This is a genomic window from Flavobacterium anhuiense, assembly GCF_001705175.1.
Classification (GTDB): domain Bacteria; phylum Bacteroidota; class Bacteroidia; order Flavobacteriales; family Flavobacteriaceae; genus Flavobacterium; species Flavobacterium anhuiense.
The window spans coordinates 174,154-199,045 of the sequence record NZ_CP016907.1; the positions used below are offsets into that span (position 1 = coordinate 174,154).

The 24,892-nt window shown below is 34.4% G+C and carries 24 protein-coding genes and 1 pseudogene; 19 read left to right on the top strand and 6 right to left on the bottom strand.

What is annotated here, in order from left to right; genetic code table 11:
• The first annotated feature begins 96 nt into the window (after positions 1–96).
• The 3 genes from BB050_RS00705 to BB050_RS00715 all read left to right on the top strand — a co-directional run bounded on the left by BB050_RS00705 (position 97) and on the right by BB050_RS00715 (position 2,898).
• Positions 97–888, top strand: coding sequence for a serine O-acetyltransferase (locus BB050_RS00705; RefSeq protein WP_035690666.1), 792 nt, complete (start codon positions 97–99; stop codon positions 886–888).
• 1 nt (position 889) lies between these two features.
• Positions 890–1,777 (top strand): cysteine synthase CysM, encoded by an 888-nt coding sequence (gene cysM / locus BB050_RS00710; protein ID WP_066032228.1) that lies wholly within the window; start codon positions 890–892, stop codon positions 1,775–1,777.
• A 134-nt stretch (positions 1,778–1,911) separates the two neighbouring features.
• Positions 1,912–2,898 (top strand): aldo/keto reductase, encoded by a 987-nt coding sequence (locus BB050_RS00715; protein WP_066032229.1) that lies wholly within the window; start codon positions 1,912–1,914, stop codon positions 2,896–2,898.
• 61 nt (positions 2,899–2,959) lie between these two features.
• Here BB050_RS00715 and BB050_RS00720 read toward each other — a convergent pair whose 3' ends face one another.
• Positions 2,960–3,835 carry a sensor histidine kinase gene (locus tag BB050_RS00720; protein WP_236940399.1) on the bottom strand — a complete coding sequence of 292 codons (876 nt, stop codon included), beginning with the start codon at positions 3,833–3,835 and terminating at the stop codon, positions 2,960–2,962.
• A gap of 334 nt (positions 3,836–4,169) precedes the next feature.
• Here BB050_RS00720 and rlmD point away from each other — a divergent pair, with 334 nt between their 5' ends.
• From rlmD to BB050_RS00735, 3 genes are read left to right on the top strand one after another with little or no spacing between them, the layout of a single operon-like run.
• A complete protein-coding gene (gene rlmD / locus BB050_RS00725) occupies positions 4,170–5,582 on the top strand; it encodes a 23S rRNA (uracil(1939)-C(5))-methyltransferase RlmD (protein WP_066032231.1) in 1,413 nt (470 codons plus the stop codon).
• Positions 5,583–5,589: 7 nt separating this feature from the next.
• Positions 5,590–6,132, top strand: a complete 543-nt coding sequence (locus tag BB050_RS00730; protein WP_008462612.1) for a DUF6452 family protein — start codon at positions 5,590–5,592, stop codon at positions 6,130–6,132.
• Positions 6,104–6,940, top strand: coding sequence for a DUF6048 family protein (locus tag BB050_RS00735; protein WP_066032232.1), 837 nt, complete (start codon positions 6,104–6,106; stop codon positions 6,938–6,940). Before BB050_RS00730 ends, BB050_RS00735 begins: the two co-directional genes overlap by 29 nt.
• A gap of 126 nt (positions 6,941–7,066) precedes the next feature.
• On the opposite strand, the gene BB050_RS00740 is transcribed toward BB050_RS00735, so the two are convergent.
• From BB050_RS00740 to BB050_RS00750, 3 genes are all read right to left on the bottom strand, one after another.
• Positions 7,067–7,759: an aspartate/glutamate racemase family protein gene (locus tag BB050_RS00740; protein WP_066032233.1), complete on the bottom strand. Its 693-nt coding sequence runs from the start codon at positions 7,757–7,759 to the stop codon at positions 7,067–7,069.
• A gap of 12 nt (positions 7,760–7,771) precedes the next feature.
• A complete protein-coding gene (locus BB050_RS00745; protein ID WP_008462608.1) occupies positions 7,772–8,008 on the bottom strand; it encodes a hypothetical protein in 237 nt (78 codons plus the stop codon).
• A 157-nt stretch (positions 8,009–8,165) separates the two neighbouring features.
• Positions 8,166–9,323, bottom strand: coding sequence for a THUMP domain-containing class I SAM-dependent RNA methyltransferase (locus tag BB050_RS00750; protein WP_008462606.1), 1,158 nt, complete (start codon positions 9,321–9,323; stop codon positions 8,166–8,168).
• A 135-nt stretch (positions 9,324–9,458) separates the two neighbouring features.
• Here BB050_RS00750 and BB050_RS00755 point away from each other — a divergent pair, with 135 nt between their 5' ends.
• From BB050_RS00755 to BB050_RS00805, 12 genes are all read left to right on the top strand, one after another.
• Positions 9,459–10,223, top strand: coding sequence for a class I SAM-dependent methyltransferase (locus tag BB050_RS00755; protein WP_008462605.1), 765 nt, complete (start codon positions 9,459–9,461; stop codon positions 10,221–10,223).
• A 79-nt stretch (positions 10,224–10,302) separates the two neighbouring features.
• Entirely contained in the window at positions 10,303–10,971 is a 669-nt protein-coding gene (locus tag BB050_RS00760; protein WP_066032234.1) for a ZIP family metal transporter, read from the top strand.
• Positions 10,972–11,364: 393 nt separating this feature from the next.
• The gene (murQ, locus tag BB050_RS00765) at positions 11,365–12,177 is read left to right on the top strand and encodes an N-acetylmuramic acid 6-phosphate etherase (RefSeq protein WP_008462601.1); all 813 of its coding nucleotides are present in this window, start codon (positions 11,365–11,367) and stop codon (positions 12,175–12,177) included.
• A 208-nt stretch (positions 12,178–12,385) separates the two neighbouring features.
• The gene (locus tag BB050_RS00770; RefSeq protein ID WP_008462598.1) at positions 12,386–12,607 is read left to right on the top strand and encodes a DUF6095 family protein; all 222 of its coding nucleotides are present in this window, start codon (positions 12,386–12,388) and stop codon (positions 12,605–12,607) included.
• A 60-nt stretch (positions 12,608–12,667) separates the two neighbouring features.
• The gene (locus BB050_RS22020; RefSeq protein WP_236940400.1) at positions 12,668–13,030 is read left to right on the top strand and encodes a pentapeptide repeat-containing protein; all 363 of its coding nucleotides are present in this window, start codon (positions 12,668–12,670) and stop codon (positions 13,028–13,030) included.
• Entirely contained in the window at positions 12,988–13,239 is a 252-nt protein-coding gene (locus tag BB050_RS22025; protein ID WP_236940401.1) for a pentapeptide repeat-containing protein, read from the top strand. The genes BB050_RS22020 and BB050_RS22025 overlap by 43 nt, the downstream gene beginning before the upstream one ends.
• A gap of 2 nt (positions 13,240–13,241) precedes the next feature.
• Positions 13,242–13,817, top strand: a complete 576-nt coding sequence (locus BB050_RS00780) for a DUF1572 family protein (protein ID WP_066032235.1) — start codon at positions 13,242–13,244, stop codon at positions 13,815–13,817.
• 29 nt (positions 13,818–13,846) lie between these two features.
• Positions 13,847–14,218, top strand: coding sequence for a hypothetical protein (locus tag BB050_RS00785; protein WP_035690664.1), 372 nt, complete (start codon positions 13,847–13,849; stop codon positions 14,216–14,218).
• A 230-nt stretch (positions 14,219–14,448) separates the two neighbouring features.
• A complete protein-coding gene (locus BB050_RS00790; protein ID WP_066032236.1) occupies positions 14,449–16,368 on the top strand; it encodes a DUF294 nucleotidyltransferase-like domain-containing protein in 1,920 nt (639 codons plus the stop codon).
• 2 nt (positions 16,369–16,370) lie between these two features.
• Positions 16,371–17,003 carry a 3'-5' exonuclease gene (locus BB050_RS00795; protein ID WP_066032237.1) on the top strand — a complete coding sequence of 211 codons (633 nt, stop codon included), beginning with the start codon at positions 16,371–16,373 and terminating at the stop codon, positions 17,001–17,003.
• 156 nt (positions 17,004–17,159) lie between these two features.
• The gene (locus BB050_RS00800) at positions 17,160–18,638 is read left to right on the top strand and encodes a PhoX family protein (RefSeq protein ID WP_066032238.1); all 1,479 of its coding nucleotides are present in this window, start codon (positions 17,160–17,162) and stop codon (positions 18,636–18,638) included.
• A gap of 69 nt (positions 18,639–18,707) precedes the next feature.
• Positions 18,708–20,492, top strand: a complete 1,785-nt coding sequence (locus tag BB050_RS00805; RefSeq protein ID WP_066032239.1) for a cytochrome-c peroxidase — start codon at positions 18,708–18,710, stop codon at positions 20,490–20,492.
• A gap of 63 nt (positions 20,493–20,555) precedes the next feature.
• Here the strand turns inward: BB050_RS00805 and BB050_RS00810 are convergent, their stop codons facing one another.
• The gene (locus tag BB050_RS00810) at positions 20,556–21,122 is read right to left on the bottom strand and encodes a hypothetical protein (protein WP_066032240.1); all 567 of its coding nucleotides are present in this window, start codon (positions 21,120–21,122) and stop codon (positions 20,556–20,558) included.
• A gap of 12 nt (positions 21,123–21,134) precedes the next feature.
• On the opposite strand from BB050_RS00810, the pseudogene BB050_RS00815 reads away from it, so the two are divergent.
• Positions 21,135–22,097 (top strand): annotated as a pseudogene (locus tag BB050_RS00815) (AAA family ATPase); the annotation flags it as partial.
• Positions 22,098–22,163: 66 nt separating this feature from the next.
• Here BB050_RS00815 and BB050_RS00820 read toward each other — a convergent pair.
• Positions 22,164–24,878 (bottom strand): DNA gyrase/topoisomerase IV subunit A, encoded by a 2,715-nt coding sequence (locus tag BB050_RS00820; protein WP_008462578.1) that lies wholly within the window; start codon positions 24,876–24,878, stop codon positions 22,164–22,166.
• Positions 24,879–24,892 lie beyond the last annotated feature (14 nt).

Genomic DNA, 24,892 nt, shown 5'->3' on the forward strand with positions numbered 1-24,892 from the left:
CTTTGCAAACAAAATTTCTTTCGTTAAATCGTGATTTTATTTCCAAAAAACGCCTTACTTTTAACGTTCCAAAATTATTCATCATTTTTTACCATTGTGACAAAAGACAATATCATACAAAATATAAGAGCTTTAAAGAGCCATTCACATATAAATTACGGCATTAAAACCAAAACGGAAGACTTTACAGAAAAGCTTTTTTATACGCTATTTGATTCGAATGCAGCGTTGGACGAGAGCATTGATGAACTGGAGTTCCGTTTTAAAGAAATTGCGGTTTTAGCCTGCAAAAAACCTCAAAATTTATGCGAATCTATTTGGGACCGTTTTTTAGAGAAGCTCCCTGGCGTTTTAGAAAAGCTAAATCAAGATGCAGAATATATTCTTGAAAATGATCCCGCTTCAAACAGCATAGACGAAGTATATCTGGGGTATCCTGGATTTTATGCCATCGCGATTTACAGACTAAGCCACGAATTATATCATCTCGATTTATTGCTGTTTTCTCGATTAATGAGTGAATATGCACACAGAATTACAGGTACAGATATCCATGCCGGAGCCGACATTGCATCGCCATTTTTTATCGATCACGCTACGGGTATTGTAATTGGTGAAACAACAGTTATTAAAAAACATGTAAAAATCTATCAGGGAGTTACGCTTGGCGCATTGAGTGTAAGCAAAGAAATGAAGAATGCTAAAAGACATCCGACGGTAGAAGCCAATGTCTGCATTTATGCCAACGCGACAATTCTAGGCGGAGAAACTGTAATTGGAAAAAACAGTATCGTTGGAGGAAATGCTTGGATTACCAAATCTATTCCCGAAGACTCTATTGTTTTAAATACCACTACTACTGAAGTCAAAATAAAAGAAAAGAAATAACATGAATTCACATAGATTATTAAACTTAATTGGCAATACTCCATTGATGGAAACGGTCAATCTGGTTAAAAATAAAAATGTAAAACTTTTACTGAAACTGGAAGGAAACAATCCTGGAGGAAGCGTAAAAGACAGAGCGGCTTATAATATGATTGCCGCAGCATTAGAAAGAGGCGACATCAAAAAAGGAGATAAATTAATTGAGGCAACCAGCGGAAATACAGGAATTGCATTAGCAATGATTGCACAGTTGTTTGGCATCGAAATCGAGTTGGTTTTACCAGAAGATTCAACCAAAGAAAGAACTCAGACCATGCGTGCATATGGCGCCACCGTGATTCTTACGCCTGCCAGCGAAGGAATTATAGGATCTAGAGATTATGCAGATAAAAAAGTGGCGCAAGGCGGGTATTTGATGCTGAATCAGTTTGCTAATGATGACAACTGGAAAGCGCATTACAAGACAACTGGTCCTGAAATATGGAATGATACTGACGGAACGGTAACGCATTTTGTTTCTGCTATGGGAACAACTGGAACTATTATCGGAACTTCGACTTATTTGAAAGAAAAGAATCCAAATATTCAAATTGTTGGCGCACAGCCTAGCGATGGTTCTCAGATTCCTGGAATCCGTAAATGGCCACAGGAATATCTTCCAAAAATTTTTGATGCTTCTAAAGTGGATACCGTTGTCGATGTAAGCGAAGAAGAAGCACGTGCCATGACTAAAAGATTAGCTCTGGAAGAAGGTGTTTTTGCAGGAATGAGCAGCGGAGGTTCTGTTGCCGTTGCCTTAAAAATAGCCGAACAGCTAGAATCTGGAGTTGTCGTAGCCGTAATCTGCGATCGTGGCGATCGTTATTTATCTTCTGATTTATTTGACTAAAAAGATACTAAGTTGCTAAGGCTCTAAGATGCTAAGTTTTGAATAAATAAAAACTTTGTGTCTCAGAATCTCAGCAACTCTAGAAAAAAAACTTAGAATCTTAGCAACTCAGAACCTTAGAATCTCAAAAAAAAATGAACTACAGAAAACTAGGAAAAACAAACTTCAATATCTCTGAAATCTCACTTGGCACTTGGCAAGTTGGCGGAAAATGGGGATCGGGTTTTGATGATAAAACGGCCGATGAACTTTTGAATACGGCTATTGACAATGGCGTAAACTTTATTGATACTGCCGATGTTTACGAAAACGGATTAAGCGAAACTGCTGTTGGAAGAGTCGTTCGCTCACGTTCTGAAAGAATTTTTGTTGCCACAAAATGCGGACGCCAGATAAATCCGCATGTTAATGAAGGATATACTCCAAAAGTGCTTCAAAAATTTGTTGAAGACAGTTTAAAAAGAACTGGCTTAGAAACTCTTGATTTAATTCAGTTGCACTGCCCTCCTACAGAAGTGTATTATCGTCCAGAAATATTTGAACTTTTTGACCGATTAAAAGATCAGGGAAAAATTCTTAATCTTGGTGTTAGCGTTGAAAAAGTTGAAGAAGCTTTAAAAGCAATTGAATATTCTAATGTAACCACAGTTCAGATTATTTTTAATCTGTTTCGCCAACGACCTTCTGAATTATTTTTCTCAGAAGCTAAAAAGAAAGACATTGGAATAATTGCAAGAGTACCGTTGGCAAGTGGGCTTTTAACAGGTAAATTTGATTCAAAAACTACTTTTGAACCTCAGGATCATCGCAATTTTAATCGTAACGGAGAAGCGTTTGATAAAGGCGAAACTTTCTCAGGAATTGATTATGAATTAGGATTAAAGGCTGTTGATGAATTAAAAGCTTTATTTCCTGAATCTAAAAATCTTGCTGCTATCGCACTTCAATGGATTTTGAGTTTTAACGAAGTCAGCTGCATTATTCCAGGTGCATCAAAAACAGAACATGTTTTATCTAATTTATCGGTTTATAACACTCCAAAATTAACTTCTGAAAAGATTGCTGCAATGAACAAAATTTACAGCGATTTGATCAAACCTTCAGTTCATCAGCTTTGGTAGTAAATAAAAAGGAATAAAAAGGGTTATTAAGCATTTCAAAATCTTAATAACCCTTTCATATTTAGACATCAAATTCAATTCTAAATTCGGCACCTTTATTTTTTCCTTTACTGGATGCTGTCAATTGCCCTTTATTTCTTTCAATGATTTTTTTGCACAAATACAATCCAATCCCCGTAGAACCTTCACTTGCAGTTCCAAGTCGGCTCATTTTCGTGAATTTTTTAAATAATTCTTCAATCTGATTTTTATCAAAACCTATTCCGTGGTCTTTTACTGTTATAATCAATTTTGAGTTTTCTGAAAAGATTCTGGCTTTTATTTCACTTTCAAAATAGGAAAACTTAATCGCGTTGCTAATCAGATTTACCAAAACCTGAATCAAAAGGCCCTCATCTATTTTCAGTTTAGCTTCTGAACATTCTATTGCTAAATCTAGTCTTATATTTTTATCAAGTAATCGCTGTTCGACTTGTTCATTAATAAAAGGAAGAATATTAGAAAATGAAATGACCTTAGCTTCTTGGCTCACTTTTGCAACATCATCTTGCTCTTTTAGCAACTTGATGAAATTTTCGATATATCTAAACTGAAGATCAGTCGATTCGCAAATCAATTCGGCCATATTCTTAACCGATTCTGATGGATTTTCGCTTATAATCAATTGAGCCAAACCTTGCGGATTTCCAGCAAAATTTTTCAAATCATGCGAAAGCATATAGATTAAATCCTGTTTTTCGTTGATAAAATTCTCAGCTTCATTAATAGATTCTTGTATGTTGCACAAAAGCAGTCCAGCTTCATCTGTATATTCTGTTGGCAGATCAGACAATTTTCTTGAAGTTCTATAATCATCCAAAGCCTTTGAAGCTGTGGCAATGGGCTTTATCAGCTTGTTTAAAACCAAAAGTGTTATTGCTGTTGCCAACAATGTCATAATTAAAGAAAAAATAAGAATGGAAGTCGATGAAACCTCATGCTCGAAAAACAAAACGAAAAATAAAATGCCAATTAAAGGAATATGAATACCTATAAAAGCGACAAATAGGAATTTAAAAGCATAACTTTTTTTAAGAAAGCTGATTTGTGAGAGTTTATGATACAACTTCATAAAAAGACAAGAATAAGCGTAGATTAATAGCTATTTTTATTGGGGATAATTGCTAAAACAAAATTAGCTTTTATAGCCAATTAAACTAATATTTTGAAGAATTTCTAAATTTTTTCAAAAATTAAATTTGTAAAAGTTTTCAAAGGCTTATTTTTGCGCTATGGGAAGAAAAAATACAGACAAAGTTGTCTTTCATCAAATTCAAGTTCTTGATGCTGGTGCAAAAGGGGTTTCAGTAGCCAAAGCACCTGACGGAAAAGTAATCTTTATTCCGAATGTGGTACCTGGAGATGTTGTAGACGTACAGACATTAAAAAAAAGAAAGGCTTACTACGAAGGTAAAGCTGTAAAATTTCACGAATTATCTGAATATAGAGTAGATCCGATCTGCGAACATTTTGGAGTGTGTGGAGGTTGTAAATGGCAAAATATGAAATACAGCCAGCAACTTGCATTTAAACAAAATGAAGTTAAAAATCACTTACAAAGAATAGGAAAAATTGAGCTTCCAGAATTTGAAGATATTTTAGGTTCTGAGAAACAGTTTTTCTATAGAAATAAAATGGAATTTTCTTTTTCTAACAGCCGTTGGCTTACAGAAAAAGAAATTGGAAGCACGGAAGACTTAGGAAATAGAAATGCTTTAGGATTCCATATTCCGAAAATGTGGGATAAAATTCTTGACATCAATAAATGTCATCTGCAAGAAGATCCCTCAAATGCCATTCGTAACGAGATCAGAGCTTTTGCAAACGAGCATAATTTAGCATTTTTTAATCCAAGAGAACATTCTGGATTATTGAGAACTGTCATGATTCGTACTGTCTCTACAGGAGAAATTATGGTTTTAATTCAGTTTTTTGAAGATGACAAAGAAAATAGAGAATTAATTCTTGACCATTTATACGAGAAGTTTCCACAAATCACTTCTTTACAATATGTGGTAAACGGCAAGCAAAATGACACTATTTACGATCAGGATGTTATTCTTTACAAAGGAAGAGATTACATTTTAGAAGAAATGGAAGGTCTAAAATTCAGCATTAATGCAAAGTCTTTCTACCAGACAAATTCTGACCAAGCCTACGAATTATACAAAATAACACGTGATTTTGCTGGTCTTACAGGAAACGAGACGGTTTATGACTTATATACAGGAACAGGGACAATTGCTCAATTCGTTTCTAAAAAAGCAAAAAAAGTAATCGGAGTAGAAAGTGTTCCAGAAGCTATTATTGATGCTAAAGCCAATGCAGAACGCAATAATATTAGAAATTGCGAGTTTTTTGTTGGTGACATGAAAGTAGTCTTTAACGAAGCTTTTATTGCACAACACGGAAAACCAGATGTTATTATTACAGACCCGCCTCGCGACGGAATGCATAAAGATGTAGTGGAGCAAATTTTAAAAATTGCACCAAAAAGAGTAGTTTATGTAAGCTGTAATTCTGCAACTCAAGCACGTGACTTAGCTTTAATGGATGAAAAATACAAAGTGACACGAGTGAGACCTGTTGACATGTTTCCGCAGACGCATCATGTTGAAAATGTTGTACTTTTAGAACTTCGATAAAAAATAGATGAAAAAACTAATTTCTCTTTTGCTACTCTTTACTTTTGGCTTATCTAGCTGCGAGAAAGATGATATTTGCGACGCCAATACACCAACCACGCCAAGATTGGTGATTACATTTTATGATATTGCCAATCCGACAAAAACTAAAAATGTAAGCAACTTAAAAGTTATTGGCGATGGAATGGAACAGGGAATTGTTTTTAATGAAAGTCTCGCCGTTGATGATCCGTTGAGATATGTAACCAGCGGAAGTAGTGTTATGATTCCTTTAAAAATAAATGACAACACAACAACCTTCAAGTTTATTTATAACTCTTTAAGTGAAACGCCCACAACGATCAATACTGATGTTATAAAATTCAACTATACGACACAAAATGTGTATGTATCTAGAGCTTGCGGATTTAAAACTATTTTTCAGTTAACAAACGTTGCCCCTTTTGTACATACTGATCCAGACGGAGATACTTTCTGGATGACCGAAGTTGATTTAGAAAACCCTAACATTGAATTAGAAAATGAAACACACATTAAAGTTTATTTTTAGTCTTTCATTATTGTTTTCAATGTTTTTAGGTTTTGCTCAGGATGTGCCTGAAATTTCTAAAAATAAAGACACAATAGTGGCTAAAAAGCCTCAAACAGAAAAAACTGTAAAAACGGTAAAACCAGAAATTCAGGAAGCTCCAAAAGATAGCGTTGTAAAAACTGATCGCTACGGACTTCGTGTTGGTGTTGACTTGTACAAATTAACTCGCGGACTTTACGATAAAGATTACAAAGGAATTGAATTTGTAGGAGACTGGCGCTTGACAAAAAAATATTATATAGCTGCAGAATTAGGCTACGAAGACAAAACTACAGAAGACGACCGATTGACTTCTTCTGCTAACGGAACTTATATTAAAGCAGGTTTTGATTATAACTTTTATCAAAACTGGCTGGATATGGAAAACCTGATTACGATAGGAATGCGCGGAGGTTTCAGTACTTTTAGCCAAGAACTGATTAATTACAAAATTTACAATTCGAATCCATATTGGGGTGAACTACCTCCGATAAACGAGGGTCAGAAATACAGCGGACTTATGGCAACTTGGATCGAAGTTGCAATGGGATTAAAAGCACAGGTTTTTAGAAACGTATTTGTTGGTTTTGGTGTTCAGCTGAAACTTCTGGCTACAAACAAAGAACCAAATAATTTTGAAAACCTTTATATTCCAGGATTCAACAGAACTTACGATGGAAGTTTTGGAATAGGTTTCAACTATACCGTTTCTTACTTTATTCCGATTTACAAGAAAAAGACAATGGCTTCTGAAACTGCAAAGAAAGAAGAGCCTAAGAAGAAATAGTTTTTTTTAGACGCTAAGATACTAAGGTTCTAAGATAAAAAAGGGAAAATTCAAATTGAATCTTCCCTTTTTTATGATGTTTAGAAACTTAGCAACTTAGAACCTAAGTAGCTTAGCAACTCGAAACTATGTTAATTGAAAATTAATTGCTGCTTGCGTATGTATTAAAGTTGTGTCAAAAATCGGAACATTTAAATCTCCTTCTTTTATGACTAGCGGAATTTCGGTACATCCTAAAATGATTCCTTCTGCTCCGTTTTTTATCAATTCATTTGCTATTTCTAGATAACGTTTTTTTGTTTCTTCCGTTGCGATTCCTCTTCCTAATTCTTCAAAAATAGTGTAATGAATAAAATCTTTTACTTCTTCACTTACGGGAATTATCGTTTCAATTCCTTTTTCAGCAAGCTTGTCTTTAAAGAAATCTAGTTCCATTGTAAATTTGGTTCCTAACAGACCTACTTTTTTCAGCTGTTTTTTCTCAATTTCAATTGCCGTTTCTACTGCAATATGAAGAAGAGGAATATCAATTGCTTGTTGTAATCTATCCGCAATGAGATGCATGGTATTAGCACATAAAAGAATCGCTTCTGCCCCGCCCGATTTTAAAACTTCCGCAGCTTTCAAAAGCATATTAAAAGTCGAATCCCAATCGTTGGCGTCGTTATTCTTTTTAATATCGGCATAATTAAAAGAATAAATCAAACACTCAGAGAAATTCAATCCGCCGAGTTTTTCATTAATTCCTTTATTAATCAAGGTATAATAATCAGATGTAGAAACCCAGCTGATTCCGCCAATAAGTCCAATTTTCCTCATATATTTTTTAGATTATTCGATTTCTTTGATTCCTTTTATAAAAAGCCATTTCATAAAAAGCTTCTCGCCATCTTTGGTTCTCACAGCTTGAAATTTAGGACCAATTATAGTTCCAATTACAAATGCTGTCATCGGAATCCAAATTCCTGTTAATCCTGTATAAGAAGCAATCAAATATCTAAATAGAAGAAATAGAATTGCAAAAGCTGCTAATTGGTATAAAAAAGCTCTTAGTTGTAGTTTTGACATTTTTTTTTTAGAGTTAGTAAGGTTCTGAGATGCTAAGTTGCTAAGATTTTTCTTAGCAACTTAAAACATCTAAATCTTAATATTATTTAAAATTTTCTTTAATCTTTTTTAGTTAGCTAAAATTCTAAGCATCTTAGAACCTTAGTAACTTAGAAACTTAGACTTGAAATTTAGTTCTCTTGCTTCCTTCGTACATTTCGTATTTCACCAAACGTGCTTCAAGACTTCCGTTGAAAAGTTTAATTTTTCTTGACGGTTTTAATCCGACAAATTTCAAAGCTTCAAGGTTTGCCGTAATAAACCAAGCATTTGTTCCAGGATAATTTTTCTTCAAAGTGTCTCCAATATTAGCATAGAATCTTTCCATGTGAATATCTAAACGCTCATCATAAGGCGGATTGAAAACGACATGAAGTTTTCCTTCTGTTTCTTTTTCCGTATCAAAGAAATTTTCTTCGTAAACCTTAATATAATCCTCTAAATTGGCATTTCTGATATTATCTTTTGCTTTGCTAACGGCGCTTGGCGCTTTATCAAAACCTTTAATCGTATAATGAAACTCGCGTGTTTTTTTCATTAAACTATCCACAATTGTATCAAACAAATCATTATCCCAATCTTTCCATTTTTCAAAAGCGAACTCTTTTCTGTTGATGTTTGCTGGAATATTGCAGGCAATCATAGCCGCTTCTGCCAAGAAAGTTCCCGAACCGCACATCGGGTCAAGGAAATGGCTTTGCCCGTCCCATCCAGACAATAAAAGGATTCCAGCTGCTAAAACCTCATTAATTGGTGCAATATTCGTAGCTGTTCTATAACCGCGCTGATGAAGCGAAGCTCCCGAAGTATCTAAAGCTACAGAAACCTGATCTTTATCGATATGAATATTAATACGCAAATCTGGATATTGTTTATCAATACTTGGTCTTTGCCCAGTTCTTTCTCTAAACTGATCTACAATTGCGTCTTTGCATTTCTGAGAAACAAATTCAGAATGATTGAAATAAGTAGAATGCACCGTAGCATCAATCACAAAAGTCTGGTTCGCATTTAAATATTTTGACCAGTTTAAACCCGAAATACCTTTGTACAAAGCCTGCTCATTATTTGCTCTAAAAGAATAAATTGGTTTTAATACTTTAAGAGCCGTGCGCAAAGACAAATTGGCTTTGTACATAAAACCTTTATCTCCTTTAAAGCTTACCATTCTCACTCCTTTTTCAACATCCTGAGCACCAAGTGTTCGTAATTCTTTTTCTAATATTTCTTCAAAGCCAAAAAAACATTTGGCAATCATTTTAAAATTTTCTTCCATTTTTTTTCAATTAAAAAAAACCAATCGCCATAACATTTTATTATACTGGTATAAACACGTATCGGAGCGAAATAGTTATTTTTCGGCAAAAATACACTAAATTTGCCGGACTTTGAATTAATTGAAATAGAATAAATGTCTGAAAAACATAACGCATCAACCCCAAACCAAGAAGACGACAATCAAAACTGGTATTCTTCATGGTTTGATACGCCATATTATCACATTCTTTATAAGGATCGTAATTATCGTGAAGCACAGATTTTCATGGACAATTTAACGCATTACCTTAATTTGCCTGAGAAAGCAAAAGTATTGGATTTAGCGTGCGGAAAAGGCCGTCATTCTATTTACTTAAACCAACTTGGCTATGATGTCTTAGGGGCCGATTTGTCTGAAAACAGTATTGCCGAGGCCAGCAAAAACAGTAACGAAACACTGCATTTTAAAGTGCACGATATGCGCGAACCTTTTGAAGAAAAGTTCGACGCTATTTTTAACCTTTTCACCAGTTTTGGCTATTTTGAAAGCGACGATGATAATTTAACAACCTTAAAGGCAATTAAAGAAAGCTTATCTGAATATGGTTTTGCTGTTATCGATTTCATGAACGTGGCAAATGTTATTGAAAACCTTGTGCCTGAAGAAGTAAAAACGGTCGACGAAATAGATTTTCATATCAAAAGATATGTTGAAGACGGACATATTTTTAAAGAAATTGATTTTGAGGACAAAGGCAGAAAATATCATTTTACAGAAAAAGTAAAAGCACTAACTTTGAAAGACTTTCAGGATTTAATGGACGAAGCCGGAATTTTCCTGCTGGACATTTTTGGAGACTACAAACTCAAAAAATTCCATAAAACCGAAAGCGAAAGATTAATCATGATTTTTAAATAAATTGGTAAATCGTTTAATTGTTTAACCGTTAATCGGAAGCAAAAAACGATTAAACGAATCAACGGTTAAACAAATATAAATGAACTATTTATTACCTTTATTTTCTGTACTTTTAGGATATAGCGCGGCTTTGTTTATAAAACCCGAAAACAAAACCAATTTAAAATTACTGCTGGCTTTCAGCGGCTCTTTTTTATTGTCTCTAACCGTAATGCACCTTCTTCCAGAAGTTTACGAATCACACAATCATAATATCGGAATCTTTATAATGGTCGGAATTTTGTTCCAGATCGTGCTCGAATTTTTCTCAAAAGGAGCCGAACACGGACATGTTCATGGACATGCAAAACTGTCTCAGATTCCGTGGCTATTGTTTGCCAGTCTTTGCATTCATGCCTTTTTAGAAGGTTTTCCAGTAAGCCATCATCACGGTTTGGCTATAGGAATTGCCATTCATCACCTTCCAATTGCGGTTATTCTAACGACCTTTTTTATCAATGCCGATTTAAACAAAAAAGCCATTTTTGCTTTCATGCTGACATTTGCCATCATGACACCGCTAGGAACTGTGGCGTCTGAATATTTGCCATTTTTAAGCAAATATTACACCGAAATAACAGCAATTGTAATTGGTATTTTATTTCACATTTCGTCAACGATTATTTTTGAAAGCAGCGAAGGGCACAAATTCAATGTTGCTAAAGTTTCTATGATCGTTCTCGGAATTCTATTGGCATTCTTTTTATAATCTGGGCGTGCCACCATCCCGATAAGAGGGCAAATTTACTTTGAGTTTATTCGCCCTCTTATCGGGACGCTGTCGGGCTATCCGCATTACTTCGGTAATTTGCTCCTATCCCTCACGCAAAAAATTATTCATAAGTCAACTAAAATCTCCTAAAACGTACTGTCTTTAAAGAAATAAAAGCTAAAATTCTATCTATTCTCTCTAATAAATCTAACTTGATACTTTATCTTTCAAAAAAACTTTGTGAAAAATATTTTAGCATATGTAACAATGATGGGAATAAAGCGTCTTTATGCTGAAAAAACACAAGAAAAAAAATTGATTTTAAATCTCTGAGACTTTGCAAGATTGAGATAAAATATATTAATTTTGACGAGTCTAAATAACGATAAAATGACATTTACCAAAACCACTGAACAAGCATCAAAATATGAACATTTAGAGAAAATGTCTGTTCATGAATTGTTATCCAATATAAACCAAGAAGACAAAACTGTGCCTTATGCAGTAGAAAAAGCTTTGCCACAAATCGAAGCTTTAATTCCTCAGATTGTAGAGAAATTAAAACTCGGAGGCAGATTGTTTTATATTGGTGCAGGGACTTCTGGCCGTCTTGGTGTTGTCGATGCTTCAGAATGTCCACCAACTTTTGGCGTTCCTTTTGATTTAGTAAATGGCATTATTGCAGGCGGTGATACAGCCATAAGACGTGCTGTAGAAAACGCCGAAGACAGTACAACAAATGCTTGGATCGATCTTCAAAACCATAATATCAATTCAAACGATGTGGTTATTGGAATCGCTGCTTCTGGAACGACTCCTTATGTAATTAGCGGTTTAGAATCTTGTAATAAAAACAATATTGTAACGGGATGTATTACTTGTAATGCAGGAAGTCCGTTGGCTTTAACTGCCCAATTCCCAATTGAAGTTGTAGTCGGACCAGAATTCGTTACAGGAAGCTCTAGAATGAAAGCTGGAACTGCACAAAAATTGGTGCTGAATATGATTTCGACTGCATCTATGATTCAGCTTGGAAAAGTAAGAGGAAACAAAATGGTTGATATGCAGTTAAGCAATATCAAACTTGTTGATCGAGGCGTTAAGATGATTATGGATGAAATTTCGGTTTCGTATGATGAAGCTTCTGAACTATTGAAAAAATATGGCAGCGTGAGAAATGCTGTTGATAATTATAAAAAATAAAAGTATTTTGCTTTGTCGTTTAGTTTAACCGCAATCCCGATAGCTATCGGGAGCTAAAGTTTACGCAAGGTTCGCAAGTTTTTTCAAAGCTTTGCGAACTTTGCGTTTTATTTAAAGTTTCTAATGTAAAAAAACTTTGCGACCTTTGCGGTTAAACACAAGTCAAACAACTTGAAACTTGACACAAGGAAAACCTGAAACTAAAAACATGGCAACAAATAAAGAATTACTAAAAAAAGGAGTGAAATATTTATCAGGTGCTCTGCCTCTTATGTTTCTTGGCCCAACATTGATTTATAATGCTTTTATGAACCAGCATACTAACTGGCATTATCTTGTTTTAGGAATCGGAATTGTGGCTTGTCTTTCTTCTATGCTTTTGATCTTTTTCGGATTGAAAATCATTATGAAAGGTATTTTTAATGACTAAATAAGCAATCAACAAACCTAACAAGTTTTGAAAACCTGTTAGGTTTAATATTTATAAAACATGGAAAGTCTAATTCACATTCAGAAAACATTTGAAAAAGTTGTTTATATCGATAAACGAATAAACAATCGAGAATTTGAAGATTGTGTGTTTAAAAATTGTGATTTTTCCAACAGCAATTTCAATTCTAATACTTTCCTTGACTGCGAATTTATTGACTGCAATTTATCTATGACCAGTTTGGCTGGAACGAGCTTAAAAAATGTAACCTTTAAAAACTGTAAACTTCTCGGAATCGCTTTTAATGAATGTGACGATTTTTATTTCAAGTATATTTTGAAGATTGTGTTCTGGATTATGCTCTTTTTTCGAATAAAAAAATGCCTAAAACCAAGTTCATCAATTCTTCTGTGCGCGAAGTGACTTTTATCGGAACCAATTTAACGAGTTCTGTCTTTGACAATTGCAATCTTGAGGGTGCTATTTTTAACGAAACTCAACTAGCTGGAGTTAACTTTAAAACAGCTTACAATTATAAAATTGATCCTGAGTTTAATCCGATGAAAAAAGCCCAGTTTTCTACTGAAGGAATTGTTGGATTATTAGATAAATATGACATTAAAATCATTTGATTATGAATGCAGATCAATCTTACCTAGAAAGTGTCAAAAAACAATTTTTATATTATAAAATGCTTGGCGAAAAAGCAATTGACCAACTTGAACCATCACAGCTTTTTGTTTCTTTTAATGACGACACCAACAGTATAGCGACAATCATAAAACATATTTCTGGCAATATGCTTTCTCGTTGGACAGATTTTTTAACTTCTGACGGCGAGAAAGAATGGCGAAACCGTGATTCCGAATTTGAAAACGATTTACAATCTAAAGAAGAAGTTTTGGAAGTTTGGAATAAAGGCTGGAATTGTCTTGAAAATGCTTTGGAAAGCTTAAAACCCGAACAGCTTTCAGATATCATTTACATTAGAAATGAAGGCCATACGGTTATTGAAGCTATAAATCGTCAATTAGCGCATTATCCTTATCATGTCGGACAGATTGTTTTTTATGCTAAACAATTGAAAAACAGCGAATGGAATAGCTTATCGATTCCGAAGAATAAATCGGGAAATTATAATGCCGAAAAGTTTGCCAAAGAAAAAGAAATCAAGAACTTTACTGATGATGAATTAAAGAAATTGAAATGATAAAAGCTGTAAGCTTAAAGCATAAAAAAATGAAAAAAATACTATTCTTATTACCGATTCTGGCTTTAGTGTCTTGTTATAATACCGAACACAATTGCAAGGATTTTAAAACTGGAAAATTCAAATTTGAAACAGAAGTCAATGGCGTAAAAAAAACAACTTATTTTGAGCGCAAAGACGATATTGAAATCGAAACATTTGAAGGAAAAACAGATACCGCGACTATTCGTTGGGTAAGTGACTGCGAATATGTGCTGCAGAAAAAACATCCAAAAAATATGGCTGAAGAAAAAGCCATCAGCATGAAGATTCTAACAACTTCTAAAGATTCGTATACTTTTGAATTTGGCTTGGTTGGTTCTGAAGAAAAACAGCGAGGCACAGTTTATAAAGTAGATTAAACTTTCGTTATATACTATTTAAAGCTCCAATCTTGGAGCTTTTTTTAATCTATTAAAAAATGAAATACAGTGTGGAGCTACTTACGGAGATCCCTCGTTCCTCGGGATGACAAAACTGTGAAAAAAAACCTTTGTCCCTTTGTCCCTCTGTTTCTTTGCAACTCAAAAAATAAAAATGTTTCTTTTACATTTCTATTTTAAATAGTACATTAGAACTTTAATCTAACCAAATGAAAAATACCATTTCGCAAAGAGTAGCTGACTTTTTAAAAGGATATCCGCCGTTTAATTTTTTGCATCAAAGAGATTTAGAAAAACTGTCTGAGCAGATTTCAATTATATATAAAGAAAAAGATGCTGTGATTTTTGCTGAAAATGACAAAACGCACGACTCTTTTTATGTGGTTCATAAAGGTGCAGTAGCTTTGAAAAAAAGCACTAAAAATACGGTTTTAGACATGTGTGATGAAGGGGATATTTTTGGACTTCGTCCGCTTTTGGCGCAAGAAAATTATATTATGGAAGCTGTGGCGCATGAAGAAACCATTCTATATGCCATTCCGATTGCCGTTTTTAAACCCTATGCGCTTGAGAATAGAAATGTTGGTAATTTCCTGATTGAGAGTTATGCTTCGAATACTCGAAATCCGTATTCAGATATCCATAAAGATAAATTATACGGTGATGATCAGCTGAATGAAAATTTGCATTCCAGCAATCATTCTTTCGATTTAGCCCCTATCAAATATTCTAAAAAAATCGTAACCTGCAGTCCGTCAACAACTGTTAAGGACATTGCGAAAATCATGAATAAGAAAAAAGTCGGTGCCATTTTGATTGTAGATGAAATGCTTCCGATTGGTATTTTGACGGATAAAGATCTTCGAAATAAAATTGTCACTGGAGATTTTCCTATAACGACAACTGCCGAAACAATAATGACAAAACCGGTTATTACGTATCCGAAAAAAATGACAGTCACCGAGGCGCAAATGGCGATGATGAAAAGCAATATCAGCCATTTATGTTTGACAAAAGACGGGACTGTAAATACAAAAGCAGTTGGAATTTTGTCAAAACACGACGTTATGGTGGCGCTCGGAAATAATCCAGCCGTTTTAATAAAAGCGTTGAAACGTGCTAAAAAAGTCAAAGAAATAAAGCCAATCCGAAACCGAATTATGCAATTGCTACAGGGTTATTTGGATCAAAACATTCCGATGACTCTGATTACCAAAATCATAACTGAATTGAATGAAGCGTGCATAACTCGAGTTATCGAAATTTGTATCGAAAAAATGAGCAGTCCCCCACCTGTAAAATTTGCTTGGCTGGCACTTGGAAGTCAGGGACGCGGTGAACAGATGCTGCATACGGATCAGGATAATGCTATTGTGTACGAAAATGTCAATGAAGTTTTCAGAGATGAAACTAAAATCTATTTCTTAAAATTTGCTGGACTTGTCAATAAAGGTCTTTTTGAAATTGGTTACGATTATTGTCCTGCCGAAATGATGGCTTCGAATCCAAAATGGTGCATGAGTTTGGATGAATGGAAAAGTCATGTGCACCATTGGATTACCAATCCTGGTAAAAATGAGGTATTATTGTCGTTTATTTTCTTTGATTACAGCTTAACTTACGGAGATAGCGAAGTGGCAAATCAATTGTCCGATTATATTTTTGAAGATTTAAAAGCAAATCCGATTTTTTATATGCATTTGGTAAGCGGTGCTTTACAAAGTCCTTCTCCAACTGGTTTCTTTAGACAGTTTTTAGTAGAGCAAGACGGAGCTAACAAGGATAACTTTGACATTAAACGAAGAGCTTTAATGCCTTTAACCGACGCAGCACGTGTTTTAATTTTATCTCATTCGGTAAAAGGAATCAGTAATACGGCAGAGCGTTTTGAGAAACTGGCAGAATTGGAACCAAACAATAGAGAGCTATATTTATCATGCTCGTATTCGTTTAAAGCGTTATTAAAATTCAGAACGAAACAAGGATTGTTGCATCATGATTCGGGTCAGTTTATCGAATTGGAATCTTTAACCAAAATGGAAAAAATTAAACTGAAACGTACTTTTAAAACTATAAAAGAACTTCAGGAACTTATTTCAGTACGTTTTAACATCTCAAATCTGGTATAATAATGAGTTTATTCAATTTTTGGAAGAAAGAAGAAAACAATTTATTCGACGAAAATATTACGATCGAAGAAACTCGTTTTGTGGTTTTAGATACCGAAACTACAGGATTTGACTACGATAATGATCGTATTTTGTGTATTGGCGCACTGGTTCTTCAAAACGGAATTATTAATGTTCAGGAAAGTTTTGAGGTTTATTTGGAACAAGAGCATTATGATAAATCTACCGCTCAGATTCATGGTATTTTAAAAGATCTGCTTATTAAACGCCCGACTGAACTAGAAGCATTACAGCAGTTTTTAGATTTTTTAGGAGATTCTATAATTATTGCACATCATACCATTTTTGATGTTACGATGATCAATAGAGCTTTAGAGCGCAATGAACTTCCGCAATTGCAAAACAAAACTTTAGATACGGCTTATTTGTATAAAAAGACTTTGATTCAGTCGCATTTATTTGAACGAAAAGATCATTATACTTTAGATGATTTGGCTGATAAATTTGATATTTCAAAAAAAGATCGTCATACCGCTTTGGGAGATGCTTATATAACAGCAATTGCTTTTCTTAAGATTGTAAAGAAGTTACGAGAAAAAAAAGAGGTCAGCTTAAATCAGCTTTTTAAATATTAATTTTTTTTATCAATCTTAAATTTACATTCAAAACCTTCAATTTACCATTTCATAATACAAGACTTACATTTATTAGCATTAAGAAAAAATTAACATAACGTGTACTTTGTTTTAGAGAGATAGCTTTGCCTTAATCAAAAAAATAAAAAACACTTTATGAAAGCTAACTTTTTAAAATCAATTACCTTGCTTGGACTTGCAGGTCTTTCTGCAATAAGCTGTCAAAATGATGACAAAGATTCAAAAAACGATGTAAACGCAAGTATCGATTTTACTTCACATTCAAAAGTACCTCCTTTTGTGTATGCTCAAACAGGTTTTGAAAACTTAAAAATCAGTACTTTAATTACAAGTGCAGATGTTCTTCCAAATTCACCTTCTTTTGTTTACGGAGCACAGCCAGACGGTGCCGGATTAATGAAAGACCCAAATGGTGATGGATACATTATGATTACCAACCACGAAATTATCCAATCTGTATCTAGAGTATATTTAGATAAAACTTTCAAACCTGTAAAAGGAGATTATATCGTTGATGGTGTTGGAGGCCTAACTCGTTTATGTTCTGCTACTTTGGCAACTCCAGAAATCCACGGATTTGGACCAATCTTTTTAACTGCCGGAGAAAGCGGTCAAGAAAGCATGGTTCACGGAATTAATCCTCTTGGATTATCTTCCGATAAAGCTAGAACAGATAGAGTTTTACCAGCTTTAGGAAAAGCAAGTATGGAAAACGCAGTTCCGCTTCCAAAAGAGGCTTATCCTGGAAAAACAGTTATTTTAATCGGTGAAGATCAGTCTTATGCAACTTCTCACGTAAGCGCCGGCCAGCTGATTATGTATGTAAGTACAGTTGGTGATTTATCTAACGGAAAATTATACGCTTTAAAAAGAACTGATGGAAATCAAGTTGAAACTACTATGACTTTAAACAATTCATACCCAGTTGAATTTGTTGAAATTCCAAATGCAAAAAACTTAACTGGTGCTGTAATCAATACAACGGTTAATGACTTAAAAGCAATTCGTTTTTCAAGAGTTGAAGACGTAGATTACAGAAAAGGAAGCGCAAGCAACAATAGAGAAATCTATTTTACTGCAACTGGTCAGGCAACTAACAATGCTCCTGTTGAAGGATATACCATGTGGGGAAGAGTTTATAAAGTGAAATTAGACGCAACAAACCCATTAAAAGGAACTTTAGAATTGGCTGTTGAAGGTGACAGTACTCCTGGAACTGGAATCATCAATCCAGATAATTTATGTGTGACTGAAAACTATGTATACATTCAGGAAGATGGCGACAGCTATTATGCAGATGCAAAACACGATTCATACATTTGGCAATACAATATTGCTACAAAACAAAATAAACCGTGGTTAAACATGAATCACAAAAGAACAGATACAGCTTGGAACACACTTTATAACCAAACCGGCGAAATGAGATTTGGAAGCTGGGAATTTGGAGCCATGCAAGACATTTCAGATATCATTGGTGTTCCAGATACTTTCACGGTAAATATTCACCCTCATACTTGGCAGAGCGATGCATTTAAAAATGCCGACGGTTCAGGAACTCAAACTAACAAAGAGGGAGGGCAAACTGTAATTATTAGAAACGTGCAGCGCTAATAATTTCTAACAAAATCTTATTGACAACCCTTATTTTCCGATAAGGGTTGTTTCTATTACAACGCCACTATGAAATTAAAATATTTTACTTTTCTATTCCTAATGCTTTCTTTTTTCTTTTCATGCAAAGAAAGCGAAGCTTCAAAACCTACAGTTAAACAAGAACTACTTGTCGATTTAAGTAAGCTTAATAATGAAATTACTCATCTTCAAAAGCTTGTAAAAAGCAATTCATCACAGAAAGAAATTGTCGAACAATTTAAAAAATCACGTCTGGCATACAAAAAAGTCGAATGGGCAATTGAATATTTCATTCCTGAAACTGCCCGATTTATGAATGGTCCTGCTCTTGACGAAATAGAATTGGAAGAAAACCGATCTTTTGAACCACATGGTTTTCAGGTTATGGAAGAAATGATTTATCCTGAATACAATTCCGAAAGTAAAGAAGATTTAGCAAGAGAATTGAATATTTTCCAATCGAATATAAAACAGTTAGAAAATACATTTGAAGCGATAAATGTAAGTGATGATTACGTTTTAGATGCTATACAGCAGAATGTTTTTAGAGTGATTGCCTTAGGAATTACGGGTTTTGATAGTCCGATTTTGCAATCTTCAATTCCAGAAGCCAGCCAAAGTTTAATCTCAATTCCAGAAACGCTTGAAAAGATTGATGCTGATAATAAGTCAGTATCTGAATTAAGAGAATTAACCCAAAATGCAAAAAAGTACTGCACGGAAAATAATAATTTTAATGCTTTCAATCGTGCAGTATTTATAACTGAATATCTAAATCCGATTTCGAAAAAACTGAAAACTTTTCAGAAAGAAGAAAACATTAAAGATGTAAAGAAAAGCAGTCCGCTAAAACCAACAATTGAAACTTTATTCGACAAAGATGCCTTTGACGTAAATGCTTTTGTACTTTCTAAAGAATATGCTTTTACTAAAGAAAAAGCTGTTCTAGGCGAAAAATTATTTTATGACACAAGTCTCTCAAAAAACAATGACCGAAGCTGTGCAACCTGCCATAATCCAGAAAAAGCTTTTACTGATAGCTTAAAAACTAATGTTTCATTAACGGGAAAGAATTTACCCCGAAACACTCCTACTCTAACCTATGCCTCTCTGCAAAATGCTCAATTTTGGGATATGCGTCAATTAGATTTAGAAAAACAAAGTGTAGATGTGATCCAGAATAAAGATGAAATGCACGGGTCTATGGAAAATATTCATGCTAAAATTCAGCTTGATAAAGAATATGTAAAACTATTCAAAAAAGCCTTTCCAAAAACCTCAAAACCTGAAGCTTGGCAGATTCAAAATGCTATTGCGAGTTATGTAAGATCTTTAAATGCTTTTGATTCCAAATTTGATGAATACATGAGAGGAAATAAAAACGTGCTGAACAATGAGGAAATTGAAGGAATGAACCTTTTTATGGGAAAAGCAAAATGTGCCACTTGTCATTTTACACCTTTGTTTAACGGAACGGTTCCGCCAAGTTATTCCAAAACCGAACATGAAGTTATCGGAACTCCAAATGAGCCTTTAGGAAAATCTTTAAGTCCAGATAAAGGCCGTTACATATACAATAAAATGCCACAATTGGTTGGTGCTTTTAAAACACCAACGGTTAGAAATGTAGCTATAACTGCGCCGTACATGCATAACGGAGTTTTTAAAACGCTGGAAGAAGTGGTTTCATTTTACAATAAAGGCGGTGGAATTGGTTTAGGCTATGAAGTAGAAAACCAGACGCTTCCTTTTGACAAACTGAATTTAACTGTAAAAGAGGAAAAAGCTCTTGTTGCTTTTATGAAAACGCTCACGGACAAGAAATACCAGTAAAACCAAAATAAATCTCGATTAAACAAAAACGGCTGAAAATATGATTTCTAGCCGTTTTACATTTTAATCAACAAATATCCTGTACGGATAGACATTTGATGATTTACTTTTCAGATTTTTAATAAAACTATCGCATAGATAGCTCCACTCCGAATCAGACAATTGCTGTTTCTCCTCTGGATTTGTCTTAATGTAGACATCAACCGTTCGACTGAAGCCTGCTTTTACAGAAATTTCCTTTCTAGTTCCTTTTTCAATTCTAATATCTTCTATTGAACTTTTAAAATGGTTAAACCCAAAGGCTTTAATATCAGCAAAAGTTACAATTCTCCCTCGAGTCAGCAAAGCATTTCTATAAGCCAATATTCTGTCTTTGTTGCTTTGCTTATTTAAACCACCTGCTGTGTTGGTCATAAGAGTCGTGGACTGACTCACAAAAAACAAATCGTCTTTGCATTCTAGGGCAGTTCCCGCCTTAATGTCATTTCCTTCTTCTGCACATGTAGACCAATAAGTAATCATAAATGCTTTTCCTACTGATTCATCTGCTCTTGGTTTAATCATTAAATAAGGATCATTATTCTTAGAAAAATTGCTTTCTTTTGCCTGTTGCTCTACTGAAGCCAGCAATTGGTTAATTTCACTGGCATTCCTGCAGGAAAACTTAAAGAAGAAGAGAAACAAAAACTAAATACTATTGAAGACGTTTTGAGAAAAAGGGTAATTGGCCAGGATCATTGTATTGCAACTGTTTCAGGATCTATTCTCGAATCACGTTCGGGATTAAGCAAAGCTGGACAGCCAATTGCATCATTTTTCTTTTTAGGACCAACAGGAACTGGAAAAACAGAATTAGCAAAAAGCTTAGCGGAATTTCTTTTTCAAGATGAAAATGCTATTATTCGTTTTGATATGTCTGAATTTAAAGAAGAACATTCTGCGGCTTTGTTGTACGGGGCACCTCCAGGCTATGTCGGGTATGAAGAGGGAGGTTTGTTAGTCAATAAAATTAGACAAAAGCCCTACTCTATTGTTTTATTTGATGAAATTGAAAAAGCACATCCTTCTGTTTTTGATGTTTTTCTTCAAATTATGGACGAAGGAAAACTGCATGATCGTTTAGGAAAAGAAGGCGATTTCTCTAACGCCATTATACTTTTTACCTCAAATATTGGTGCGGATCATATTGTCAACACATTCAATAGTGGTGAAATCCCAACTTCAAGTTCTTTAATGGAAATTATGGCAAATTATTTCAGACCAGAATTTTTAGGGCGTTTAACTGAAATTATACCTTTCGCGCCTATCATCAAAGAAAATGCATTAAAGATTTTCGAGATACACCTCAAAAAAGAATTTATGGATTTATTGAAAAACATCAATATTAAAGTAGAAATTCCGATGGGAGCCAAGCTCTATTTAGCAGAAAACGGCTACAATGCCAAATATGGAGCAAGACCAATTAAAACCATTATCAGAACGCATTTAAGAAGACCTTTAGCTAAAAAAATAATTTCTGGAGAAGTCAAAGATGGCGATACTGTTTCGGTTGTTATTGAAAATAACGAAGTAAAATGGGTTAAAGAAGAAACCCTTTCAATTTAAAATTAGATCTCAATAATTTATATAAAAAACGCTAAGAAATTAAGTAATCTTAGCGTTTTTTTGTTTTTATTCTAAAACTAGGCCTATTTGTCCATCGTCGTCTAATTCTGTTTCAACAGGATCATCTTCTGGAATTTCCGGTTTTTCCGGAACTTCTTCAATTGGTTCTTCATAAGGAAGCGGCTCTAATAAATTCACCTGTCTTAATTTATCAGTCGTCAATTGATTTCCAAGAGCTTTGAAACCTTTTACGGCTATAAAGTCTTCTACATCAATATGAAGATCGTCTTTTTGAACACCTTTTACTTTGGCGAAAACCAATTGTGCCACTGGACGATAATCAGTCGAAACGATTTCTAACTGCGAATTTGGATGATCAGTAATGAAACTTTCTTCTTTTCCTTCATTTTCTACCAAGAAACGTTTCAAGAAATAACGTTCTTTTTCTCCATCATAATAGATTGCTGAAATTGGTTTTTTAGGATTCCATTTTTCCAATACAATCATATCTTCATCAAAATGTGTAGATAATTCTGGAATGATTACTTTCAATTTCCCTGATTGACTAATGACTAAGATTTTATCTGTTGGTTTAAACTCTCCTAATAATTCTCCTCTTGCATCAACATTTAAACGTTTTACGGTATCATCAAACCAAACTTTTCTTGGCAGTAAAGTCGAAATTCCTTTTTCTTTTAATTCGATTTTTTTGATTGGATATTTGGTTACTAAATTTCCTTTAGAACCACGCCCTTTAATAGCTAACTTAGCGAAATCAATATCGAATTTCAGTTTCTTAATCGTTCCAACCTGACGAAGCAAAATAGTCACAACCTCGGCTTCTCCATTAGGATTATGCGAAAAATACACTACCTGAGAACCGTTTGTTCCATTCGTTAAATCGTAGGCTTTATCGCGTGTTACACCTGTAACATTAAAACGTTTTATATAAGACGGACCTGACTTACCATCACGATACATCATATTATAAATCGTGCGTTTATCGTTTTTATCAAATACCGCTGCGTGTATAATATCTTTTCCGATAAAAGTCTTGGCATCAACTTTTGTAATCATCATGGTTCCGTCTCGTAAAAACACGATAACATCGTCAATATCAGAACAGTCGCCTACGTATTCATCTTTCTTTAAACTAGTTCCTACGAAACCTTCTTCGCGGTTTACGTATAGTTTTGTGTTTCTTAAAACTACTTTTGTAGCTTCAACGTTATCAAATACGCGAAGTTCTGTTTTACGCTCTCGCCCTTTTCCATATTTCTCTTTCAGTTTGGTAAAGTAAGCAATGGCAAAATCGGTAAGATGCTCCAAATTGTATTCTACCTCTTTCATTTCCTCTTCTAATCTAGAGATTAATTCATCTGCTTTATCAGAGTCGAAACGAGTAATACGAATCATCGGAATTTGAGTCAGTCTTTGTAAATCGTCATCGTTGATTTCTCTAACAAATGATTTTTTGAAAGGCTCAAAACGGTCGTATAAATATTTGTAAAGTGATTCTCTATCTCCATATAATTTGAAGTCAATATACATTTCTTCACGAATGAAGATTTTTTCTAAAGTAGAGAAATGCCACTTATTTTTTAATTCTTCTAATTGAATTTCAAGTTCTTGTTTAAGCAAATCAACCGTTCTTTCAGTTGAAATCTTCAACATTTGTGAAACGCCAATAAATAACGGCTTATTATCTTCAATTACGCATCCTAAAGGTGCAATTGAAGTCTCACAGGCTGTAAACGCAAATAAAGCATCGATTGTTTTGTCTGGCGAAACACCCGGGAAAAGATGAATTAAAATCTCAACATCAGCGGCGGTGTTATCCTCAATTTTCTTGATTTTGATTTTACCTTTTTCATTGGCTTTCAAAATACTATCAATCAAACTCGAGGTATTGGTAGAAAACGGAATCTGCGTAATCACCAAAGTATTTTTGTCTAATTGCGAAATTTTAGCACGCACACGCACACGTCCGCCACGCATTCCATCGTTGTAATTCGAAACGTCGGCAATACCAGCTGTCGCAAAATCTGGATAAAGTGTAAATGATTTCCCCTTTAAGATTTTAATCGACGCGTCAATTAATTCGTTGAAGTTATGAGGAAGCACTTTTGTAGATAGTCCAACCGCAATACCTTCTGCTCCTTGTGCTAAAAGCAATGGGAATTTTACAGGAAGATTAATTGGTTCAGCTTTTCTACCGTCATAAGATAGTCCCCATTCTGTAATTTTTGGAGAATATAAAACCTCCAAAGCAAATTTGGATAAACGTGCTTCAATATAACGGGGTGCTGCTGCACCATCACCGGTTAAGATATTTCCCCAGTTTCCTTGACAGTCAATCAATAAATCTTTCTGACCGATTTGTACCATGGCATCACCAATACTCGCATCTCCGTGTGGGTGATACTGCATGGTGTGACCAACAACATTGGCAACTTTATTATAACGACCATCATCCAACTCTTTTAAAGAGTGCATAATACGACGCTGAACAGGCTTGAATCCGTCCTCGATAGCAGGAACTGCACGTTCCAAAATTACGTACGAAGCATAATCCAAGAACCAGTCTTTATACATTCCCGTTACTTTAGTAATAACGTCTTCGCCTTCTTCTTCTTGATTTTCGTAAAAATGTGCACCTTCGAAATGTTTTCCTTCACCATCAATCACATCATCATCGCCATCCTGAATGTTATCCAGATTTTCCTCTGAATTATTCTCGTCGTCGTTTGGAATTATGTTATCGTCTTCTTCGTCTTTCATATATTTTGTTCAGT